The organism is Erwinia sp. PME.40.26/001 (genome assembly GCF_055556675.1).
The window spans coordinates 1-287 of sequence record NZ_JBVHNP010000087.1 but is presented as its reverse complement, the minus strand read 5'-3'; the positions used below and the strand labels follow the sequence as shown (position 1 = coordinate 287).

Below are 287 nucleotides of genomic sequence, written 5' to 3'. Positions count from 1 at the left end.
CGACGGCGGCCGCTGGATGGTGTGAGGGAGGCGGCCATGACCGACATTGCCAATCTGTCCGCAACCGAGCTCGGGGCTGCGATCCGCGCGAGGCAGATCTCGCCAGTCGAAGCGGTCGATGCCGCGCTGGCACGCATCGATGAACGGCGCGATCTCAACGCCTTTATGGCGCTCTGTGCCGATCGCGCGCGAAAGGAGGCGCAAGCGGCCGAACGGCTCGTCGCGGCAGGCGACCCGCTGCCGCCGCTCGTCGGCGTCCCGTTCTCGGTCAAGGACCTCACCAACAC

The 287-nt window shown here is 68.6% G+C and carries 1 protein-coding gene; it reads left to right on the top strand.

The window, feature by feature from the left end:
• Window positions 1–36: 36 nt before the first annotated feature.
• Window positions 37–287 (top strand): amidase family protein (locus ACZ3HG_RS23340; protein ID WP_465334702.1); only part of this gene is annotated, 251 nt, incomplete at its 3' end.